The 8,312-nt window shown below is 67.3% G+C and carries 8 protein-coding genes and 1 pseudogene; 3 read left to right on the top strand and 6 right to left on the bottom strand.

What is annotated here, in order from left to right:
• The 5 genes from ACIKT0_RS09325 to ACIKT0_RS09305 all read right to left on the bottom strand — a co-directional run.
• Positions 1 to 825: AAA family ATPase (locus ACIKT0_RS09325; RefSeq protein WP_407105084.1), on the bottom strand; the 825-nt coding region annotated here is incomplete at its 3' end.
• 221 nt (positions 826 to 1,046) lie between these two features.
• Entirely contained in the window at positions 1,047 to 1,358 is a 312-nt protein-coding gene (locus tag ACIKT0_RS09320; RefSeq protein WP_407105083.1) for a methanol dehydrogenase, read from the bottom strand.
• A 100-nt stretch (positions 1,359 to 1,458) separates the two neighbouring features.
• A complete protein-coding gene (gene moxG / locus ACIKT0_RS09315; RefSeq protein ID WP_407105082.1) occupies positions 1,459 to 2,025 on the bottom strand; it encodes a cytochrome c(L), periplasmic in 567 nt (188 codons plus the stop codon).
• Between the two features lie 46 nt (positions 2,026 to 2,071).
• Positions 2,072 to 2,998, bottom strand: coding sequence for a methanol oxidation system protein MoxJ (gene moxJ / locus ACIKT0_RS09310; protein ID WP_407105081.1), 927 nt, complete (start codon positions 2,996 to 2,998; stop codon positions 2,072 to 2,074).
• An 80-nt stretch (positions 2,999 to 3,078) separates the two neighbouring features.
• Entirely contained in the window at positions 3,079 to 4,971 is a 1,893-nt protein-coding gene (locus ACIKT0_RS09305) for a methanol/ethanol family PQQ-dependent dehydrogenase (RefSeq protein ID WP_407105080.1), read from the bottom strand.
• A gap of 521 nt (positions 4,972 to 5,492) precedes the next feature.
• On the opposite strand from ACIKT0_RS09305, the gene ACIKT0_RS09300 reads away from it, so the two are divergent.
• From ACIKT0_RS09300 to ACIKT0_RS09290, 3 genes are all read left to right on the top strand, one after another.
• Complete coding sequence (locus tag ACIKT0_RS09300; protein WP_407105079.1) at positions 5,493 to 5,915, top strand: hypothetical protein; 423 nt, start codon at positions 5,493 to 5,495, stop codon at positions 5,913 to 5,915.
• 58 nt (positions 5,916 to 5,973) lie between these two features.
• Entirely contained in the window at positions 5,974 to 6,603 is a 630-nt protein-coding gene (locus tag ACIKT0_RS09295; protein ID WP_183396469.1) for a response regulator, read from the top strand.
• 125 nt (positions 6,604 to 6,728) lie between these two features.
• Positions 6,729 to 8,210 carry an OPT family oligopeptide transporter gene (locus ACIKT0_RS09290; protein ID WP_407105078.1) on the top strand — a complete coding sequence of 494 codons (1,482 nt, stop codon included), beginning with the start codon at positions 6,729 to 6,731 and terminating at the stop codon, positions 8,208 to 8,210.
• On the opposite strand, the pseudogene ACIKT0_RS09285 reads toward ACIKT0_RS09290, so the two are convergent.
• Positions 8,192 to 8,312, bottom strand: a pseudogene (locus tag ACIKT0_RS09285) (hypothetical protein); the annotation flags it as partial. The gene ACIKT0_RS09290 and the pseudogene ACIKT0_RS09285 sit on opposite strands and share 19 nt — an antisense overlap.

Raw genomic sequence — 8,312 nt, 5'->3', positions numbered from 1 at the left:
ACGCCCCGTGGCGCTGCAGAACATCCGGGTCCCGCTGTTCGTCGTCGGCACCGAGCGCGACCACAGCGCGAGCACGTAGTTCTCGAGCGCGCGGCTGGCGTGCACGGACGTCTGGATCGCGCGGCCGACCTCGCCGAGCTGACGGTGATCGATCACCCCTTCGGCGACGCCGCCGATCAGCCGGTCCACGTCGTAGAAGCGCGGGTCGAAGACGAGCTCGCGCCGCACCTCGGGATCGGTCGGCGCGTCGACGGCGATCTCCATCAGGAACCGGTCTCGCGCCGCGGCGGGCAGCTCGAAGGTCTCTTCCTTCTCCACCCTGTTGCGGTCGGCGAACACCTGGAGGTGCGGAAACGACCATTCCTTGCCGAACGCGGTGACGCTGCGCTCGGCCATCAGCCGCAGCAGCAGCGAGTGGACCTGCGGGCGCGCCCGGTTGATCTCGTTGAAGAAGAAGACCGCAAGGTCTTCTCCATGATGCAGCACCGGCCCGGGCTCGACGCGCGGCTTGCCGTCGTCGTCCACGAAGGCGGTGTAGAGCATGTCGGTCGGCATCAGGTCGACCGTGCCCTCGATGCGCTCGAACGGGCCGCCGAGGGCGCGAGCGACGGCGCGCAGGATCGTCGTCTTGCCGACGCCGACGTCGCCCTCGAGCAGCACGTGGCCGCGCGCGAACAACGCGACCGTCAGCAGCCGCACCACCCAGGGCTGGCCCACGACGGCGGTTCCGACCTCGCGCTCGAAGGCGAGCGCCTTCTCGCGCCACTCTCCCAGCGACGCCGGCGATTGTTCGCCGCCCGCGCGCAGTTCAGCGGCCCTCGTCATGCTCATGCGACGCCTCTCCTTCCGAAAGGGCGGCCGCCGTCGCCGGTCCCTCGGGACGATGAACCCGACGATCGGCGGCCGCTAGGCGCGTGTCGCCATCCCATGGAACGGTCGGAAGAGCCCGCTCCGGCGACGAAGGGAGACGATCCGAATGCGCGCGGACCGCCAGGGATCGAGGAACGGCCGGCGCGCCTGTCATCAGGCGGCCGGCCGCAATGAGATCAGTTCGCGCCGATCTTCTTGACGTCGTACTGGAACTTGCCGGTCTTGGCGTAGTTCGCGGCGCGCTTCGCGTTGCGCTCTTCCATCGCCTTGATGGACTCGCTCTGCTTGTTCACTTCTTTCGGATCGTGCTTCGGGTCGTACTTCGACCCGACGATCTTGTCCTTCGCCGGATAGCCGGGCTTCGGCTCCCAGCACACGCCCGGCTCCTTGCAGTTGGTGCCGTCATAGGCGAGGGCCGGAGCGGCGAGCGCGACCGACGCGAACGCCGCGGCGGCCGCAAAGCCGCAGATGCTCTTGATCTTGGACATGGGCATTCCTCCTTGACGCTTAGCGCTCTCGTTCAGTCACCGGAGCAGGCGCGGGTGGCCGCTCCGTCTTCCTCGCCGCCCGCCCGGGCGGGGAGATCCCTCAGTCGACCTTGCATTCCGGCAGCGTGTCGCCCTGCGGCTTGGTCGCGTCCTTGCCGTCAAACGGCTTGAAGTTGGCCAGCTGCTTCTCGTTGAGCCAGTTGGCGTCTTCCTTCGGGCCCGTGTACATGTGCCGGACCCAGGCCATCGCGAGAAGTATCTCGTCGACGTTCAGCAGGTTGTACATCGGCCCCATCTGGCCGCTTGCGCCGCCGAAGATGGTTTCGAACAGACCCTTGTCCGTGTTGTTGTCCGGATAGGTCCAGTAGTTGTCGTTCAGAGCGGGCCCGAGCTTGCCCTCGCCGACATGCCCGTGGCAGCCCGAGCAGGCGCCGAGATAAAGCTCCTGCGCCTTGGCCAGGCAGTTCGGCTGATCCAGGTAGGGATTCTTGCCGGTCTCGAGGAACTCCTTGAACGCCGCGACGTCCTTGCCCTCCGGGCCTGCGTCGTCAAGGTTCAGAGGCTCGCCGGTGACCGTATTGTGCAGTTCGATCGCCGCGTTCGCCGTCGGGATCGCGGTCATCACCGCCGCCGAAGCCAGCGCGGCGATCCACATCTTCCTGATCATCACTATCCAATCGCTTTCGAACTAAAGAGATGCGCCGTTCGACGCTTCAACTGCTCTGCTTCAGCAACGGCACGCCTTCGTCGCGGAGCACCTGATCGATCTGCGGCTGAGCCTTCTCGATCGCGGCGTCGAGCGCGGCGGCGAGCTCCTTGTCGTCCTTGCGGACGCCCATCGCCTGGTCGTAGTGCAGAGGGACCTTGGTCCCGTCGGAGAGCGTGAAGTCGTCGTCGATCATCGTGACGTTCAGCGGCTTCGACGATTCCTTGACGTAACGGGCGACATCGGACGCGAACGCGATCGCGATGTCGGCCTCGCCGGACGCCACTTCGCTGACGAGCTTGTCGGCCGCGACTTGCGTGTACTTGTTCCGCTTGTCCTGAAAGTTCACCAGCGACAGCTGATACGAGAGCGTGTCCTCGTACTTGCCGGCCTGCTTGATCATCAGTTCGGCCGGGGTCTGGAAGCGCATCGCGAACTTCGTGAACTGGGGCTTCTCGATCGCCTGCCAGTTCGTGCCCATCTCGCCCTCGTCGGGGCGCGTGACATAGACATAGCCGGTGCGGAAATAGGGTTTGGTGCTCAGAACCCGCTCGTCGCCCGTGTCGACGCCCAGCACGACGTCGCACAGCTTCTTGTCCAGGCCGTCGCGCACGAGATAGATCGCGGCCTTGTCGAACCAGACGAATTCGGCCTTGCGGCCCATCGCCTCCGCCACCGCGATGGCGATCTTGTTCTCGAAGCCCTTGGCGTCCTTCATCGAGTACGGAGCCTCGACGGTCGAGGCGCAGACGCGGAGCGCGCCCTGGTCCTGCGTCGCGGCCGTCCCGGCGGTCTCGGCCGCCCAGGCGGCAGGCGCCGCGAGCGCCGTCGCGCCGGCCAAGAAAGCGGCGCGCACCGCATTCCAGCTGTTCGAGGTCATTTCGCTCTCCCGGTCCCGGCGCTGCTCTTCTCCGCCGAGGGCGGGGGCGCTCACGAGACATTTCCTAGAAGGTTCGGATTCCGATCCCGCCGGCCGGGAGGCCGGCGGGATCTCGTCGCGGCCGAAGCCTGCGATCAGAGGGCCTTGCCCTTGTACTCGCCGACGTTCGGGTCGTCGTAGGGGTTCTTACCGTCGAGCGAGAACACCATCAGGCCGCCGCCCATCTGCGTGTAGTTCTGCAGGTTCTTGAAGGCGCCGACCGAGCCGAGGCCCGCGGTCGGGTCGTTCAGGTCGAACACCAAGCCGACGCCCGGCCAGCCGCCCACGCCGTAGTAGATCGCGACGTACTGGGTGCCGTTGTGCTCGTACGTCATCGGGTGACCGATCACGCCGGAGGGCAGACGGAACTTCCAGACCAGGTCGCCATTGCGGCTGTCGCGGGCCTTCAGGAAGCCGTCGAGCGTCCCGTAGAACACGAGATTGCCCGCGGTCGCCATGGTGCCGCCCCACACGGAGAAGCGCTCCATCTTCTCCCAGTCGAACTTGCCCGTGATCGCGTCATACGACTTGATCTGGCCGAGGCCCTCGTAGTTCTGACGATCGCCCTTCGGGCCAGGATACATCCACAGGGTGGCGCCGACGAAGAACTGACCGGCGCGATACGGGAGCATGAAGGGCTCCCAGTCCATGCAGATGTGGTTGATGCCGAGGAAGAACTTCTTCTTCTCGGGATCGTACGAGTCGTGACCCTGGTTGTGGTAACCCATGGCCGACGGGCAGATCTCGGTCGCCTTGTGGTCCATCCGGGTCGCGAACTCGGGGTCGCGGATCGGCTGGCCGCTCTTCAGGTCGACCTGCTTCACCCAGTTGACCGTGTCGTCCATCTTGTCGGCGGAGATCAGGTCGCCGTTGGTCCGGTCGAGCGTGTAGACGATGCCGTTGCGGTCCGGATGGGTCAGCAGCTTGCGCAGCTTGCCTTCCTTGTCCTTCTGCTCCGACAGCATCATCACGTTGACGCCGGCGTAGTCCCACTCGTCATGCGGCGTCTTCTGGTAGCCGAACTTGGCCTCGCCGGTGTCGATGTCGCGACCCCAGATCGTCATCGTCCACTTGTTGTCGCCGGGACGCATCGTCTCGTTCCACGGCGCCGGGTTGCCCGAGCCGTAGTAGAACAGGTTCGTCTCCGGATCGTAGGCGTACCAGCCCCAGTTGGTGCCGCCGCCGATCTTCCAGGCGTCGCCCTGCCAGGTCTTGTCGGTGCCGAGGTTGAACTGGCCGTACTGCGGGTTGGCGCTGTTGAAGTCCTTCGCCAGCAGCAGCTCGTTGTCCGGACCCGTGGCGTAAGCGCGCCACTTCTGCGCGCCCGTCTTGACGTCGTAGGCGGTGACGTAGCCGCGCACGCCGAGCTCGGCGCCCGAGGAGCCGACCAGGACGGTGTCCTTGATGACGTAAGGCGCGATGGTGAGCGTGGAGCCGACCTTGATGTCGGAGTTCTCCATCTTCCAGAGCTCTTCGCCGGTCTCGGCGTTGAGCGCCACGATGTGGCCGTCGAGCTGGGTCTTCAGGATCTGGGCAGGATGCTTGCCGTCGCCCGGCCAGTAGGCGAGGCCGCGGTTGACGACGTCGCAGCACGCGACGGCGCGGGCGGTCGGCGGCTGCTTCGGCTTGTGCTGCCAGAGAATCTTGCCCGGCTCATCGAGCGAGAGCGCGAAGGTGATGTTCGGGAACGGCGTGTGGACGTACATCTTGTTGCCGACCACCAGGGGCGTGCCCTCATGGCCGTGCAGCACGCCCGTCGAGAACGACCATGCCGGCTTCAGATTCTTCACGTTTTCCGTGCTGATCTGGGTCATCGGGCTGTAGTTCTGGGCGCTGTAGGTGCGGCCAGTCATCACCCAGTTCTCATTGCTCTTGGAGAGCTCGACGAGCTTGTCGTTGGCGCCCGCCGGAAGCGCCGAGGCGGCGAGCCCCAGCGCGGCCGCCGCGACAAGCGTCGCCGCCGACGCGGAAGTTCTCAGACTGATCATATGGATCCCCTTGCGTTTCCGTTTCGTGGAAGCGGCGGCGCTCGAGCCGGTGCTCTGGCGACGCGCTGAGACGCGATGGTCCGGAGGGCGGTGCGCCGAACCTTGTTATTGATCTGCGCGTCTGCGCTTCTTGCGTTCTGCAGCAGCGCGACTTTTAACGAACGGCAGAAAGCTGTCTCGGGGGAGAGTAGAAAAATCGGACGGGTACATTTCCCTGCCCTGTTGCCAGGGCGCGCCGCGGGTTCTGGCATGCCAGTCTCATGAAAATCTCAGAGATTTTTTAGAGGCTTAGACCCTCCTCATGCTCCTGCAGCGGCGCGGACGGCCAATCGTCGCGGGGCAGGATGCGACCGCTGGCCACGCCGTCACTTTTGTACTATCGACGGCGCGCTGCCTCGGAGCGGGCCTCGGCGATGTATAAATATAAACTTATTAAGTTGATCCTGAGGATCTCTCTTATTATTCCGCTTTTCATCGCCCTCGCGGCTTGCGACGACGACTCCAGCGAGAAGACGCAGGCCGTGCAGCCCTTGCGCCGAGCCGCCCCGGGCGCCGGCCAGGACTGGCTTCAGGTCGGCGACAAGACCGCGCCGTCGGAATGGCTCGCGAACCGTCAGAGCGGCGGCCACGCGGACAGCGACGCGGCGCGACGACTGCAGGCGGTTCTGGCGACCGCGGACGCGCGCTTCTACGAAGGCAGCCGCATGATCGCGAACCGCGCCGTTCAGCTCGAGGCGATGCTGAGAGAGAACGGCGTCAACGAGGACGCGTGCACCATCATCGAACAGCTCTCCTCGATCGCGCAGGAGGGCGAACACGCCGGCTTCGGCGAGACCGGCAAGCACTACGTCACGGCGCGGCTTCAGGGCGCCTCGCGCGAGGAGGCGCTCGCCTTGCTGAAGCGCAAGGGGCTGCCGGGCCCGACGGCGGGGGAGGAACGATGAGCGCGCAGGCCAACGGCTTCCGGCGCCGGTCCTTCCACGAATTCGAGGGAGCCGCCAAGTGAGCCGCGTTCTGGTGATCGACGATCATCCGATCGTGCTGCAGGGCTGCCGCAGCGTCCTGCTGGAGGCGGGCTTCGCGGAGGTGCTGGAGGCCGCGACGCCGCTCGCCGGCTATCAGCTCTATCGTCGCCGGCGACCGAACCTGATCGTGGTCGATCTCGCGATCCGCGGCGAGGGCCTCGCGGGGCTGTCGTTCATCCGCCGCCTCAGGCGGCATGACGAAAGCACCCCTGTCCTGGTGCTCAGCATGCATGGCGACCCGATCATCGCCCGCCGCGCGCTCAATGTCGGCGCGACCGGCTTCGTCCCGAAGGACGCGGGGCCCAAGACCTTCCTCGAAGCCGTCGAGAAGGTGCGCCGCAACCAGCCCTATATCGGGCACGACATGGCGGTGCAGGTCGCCCTGCTCGGCTCCCGGAGCCGGAAGGACGAGACCGACCTCACCGCCCGCGAGCTTCAGATCCTGGCGCTGCTCGGCGAGGGCAAGGCCTACGCCCAGATCGCGGACGATCTCGGCGTCAGCTACAAGACCGTCGCCAACACCTGCTCGACCCTGAAGGACAAGCTCAAGGCGACGACGCTTCAGGACCTGGTGCGCATCGCCGTGATGCGCCGGGTGCACGGCTGAGGCCGCGCCAAGGCGCGCCGGAAGCGGCGCCCGGGCTTCCGGGTCCCGCTCCAGCCCGCTAGGCTCGTGGTCGGCCAGCCTTGTCGCGCCCGTCCGGGCGCCCTGGCGAATGGCGGAGCGGCATCATGGCGGGTCGGACGGACGTCTCCGCGCACGGCCGCGAGCTCACGCTCCGGGGCGTCGCTCTGGGCGGCCTCATCACGGTCGCCTTCACCGCCGCCAACGTCTATCTCGGCCTCAAGGTCGGCCTCACCTTCGCAACCTCGATCCCTGCGGCGGTGATCTCCATGGCGGCGCTCCGGGCCGTCGGCGGCGCGACGATCCTCGAGAACAACATCGTCCAGACGGTGGCCTCGGCGGCCGGCACGCTGTCGGCGATCATCTTCGTGCTGCCGGCGCTCGTGATCATCGGCTGGTGGACGGATTTTCCCTATCTGACGAGCGCCGCCGTCATCGGTCTCGGCGGGATCCTGGGCGTGATGCTCTCGGTCCCGCTGCGGCGCGCGCTGGTTACCGGGTCCGACCTGCCCTACCCGGAAGGCGTGGCGGCGGCCGAGGTTCTGAGGGTCGGGGCCGGCTCGGGCCAGGGGGCGGAGGAAAGCCGGCGGGGCCTCCGGATGCTGCTGCTGGGCTCGCTCGCCTCCGCGGCCTTCGCGGTGATCGCCAACACCCGGCTGATCGCGGCGGAGGCCGCCGTCGCGTTCCGTGTCGGGGCGGGGGCGAGCTCCGTGTCGGCCAGCTTCTCGCTCGCGCTGATCGGCGTCGGCCATCTCGTCGGCGTCTCGGTCGGGCTTGCGATGTTCCTAGGCATGCTGATCAGCTGGGCCGTGCTGGTCCCGGTCTCGACCGCCGCGCACGGGCTGAGCGAGCCCCTCTCCGCCCTCGTGTCGCAGACCTTCCGTGGCGATGTCCGCCTGATCGGAACGGGCGTCATCGCGGTTGCGGCGCTCTGGACCCTTCTCAAGATCCTCGGGCCGATCGCGAACGGCGTCCGCACGGCCCTCGCGGCCGCCCGGCTGCGGCGTGAACAAGGCCACCGTCTCGACCTCGCCGAGCGCGACCTGCCGATCGCCGTCGTCGGCGGGGTCATCGGGCTCGCGATCGCGCCGATCATCCTCCTGCTGCTCGGCTTCGCGACGGGAGGGCCGGTCGCGGCGAATCCCTGGCCGATCGTGATCGGCTCGGCGGCGTACGTCCTGATCGCCGGGACCGTCGTCGCGGCGATCTGCGGCTACATGGCGGGGCTGATCGGCTCGTCCAACAGCCCGATCTCGGGGGTCGGCATCCTGGCGGCGCTCGGGGCGGCGCTGCTCCTCGCGGCCGCCTACGGCGCAGGTGGCCCGCCGGACCGGGTTCAGGCGCTCGCCGCCTACGCCCTGATCACCACCGCGATCGTGTTCGGCGTCGCGACGATCTCGAACGACAATCTGCAGGACCTCAAGACCGGGCAACTGGTCGGCGCCACGCCGTGGCGGCAGCAGGCGGCGCTCGTGTTCGGCGTCGTCTTCGGGGCGCTGATCATCCCGCCAGTGCTGAGCCTGCTGAACGGCGCCTTCGGCTTCTCGGGCGCGCCGGGGGCGGGGCCGAACGCGCTGACCAGCGGGTGAAGCTGGATCGCCTTGCCCTCGATCAGCACCGGCTCGAACGCCTGGATGCCCAGACGGTGCAGCGTCGGCGCGCGGTTCAGCATCACCGGATGCTCGCGGATC

The organism is Hansschlegelia beijingensis, assembly GCF_045505405.1.
In the GTDB taxonomy this organism is placed as follows: domain Bacteria; phylum Pseudomonadota; class Alphaproteobacteria; order Rhizobiales; family Methylopilaceae; genus Methylopila; species Methylopila beijingensis_A.
The sequence above is the reverse complement of the archived record's forward strand: the minus strand, read 5'-3'. Positions and strand labels throughout refer to the sequence as shown.

Excerpts from the sequence above, each read along its gene's own strand:
- ACIKT0_RS09320 (WP_407105083.1), bottom strand. The coding sequence starts at position 1,358 with ATGTCCAAGATCAAGAGCATCTGCGGCTTTGCGGCCGCCGCGGCGTTC.
- moxG (WP_407105082.1), bottom strand. The coding sequence starts at position 2,025 with ATGATCAGGAAGATGTGGATCGCCGCGCTGGCTTCGGCGGCGGTGATG.
- ACIKT0_RS09305 (WP_407105080.1), bottom strand. The coding sequence starts at position 4,971 with ATGATCAGTCTGAGAACTTCCGCGTCGGCGGCGACGCTTGTCGCGGCG.
- ACIKT0_RS09290 (WP_407105078.1), top strand. The coding sequence starts at position 6,729 with ATGGCGGGTCGGACGGACGTCTCCGCGCACGGCCGCGAGCTCACGCTC.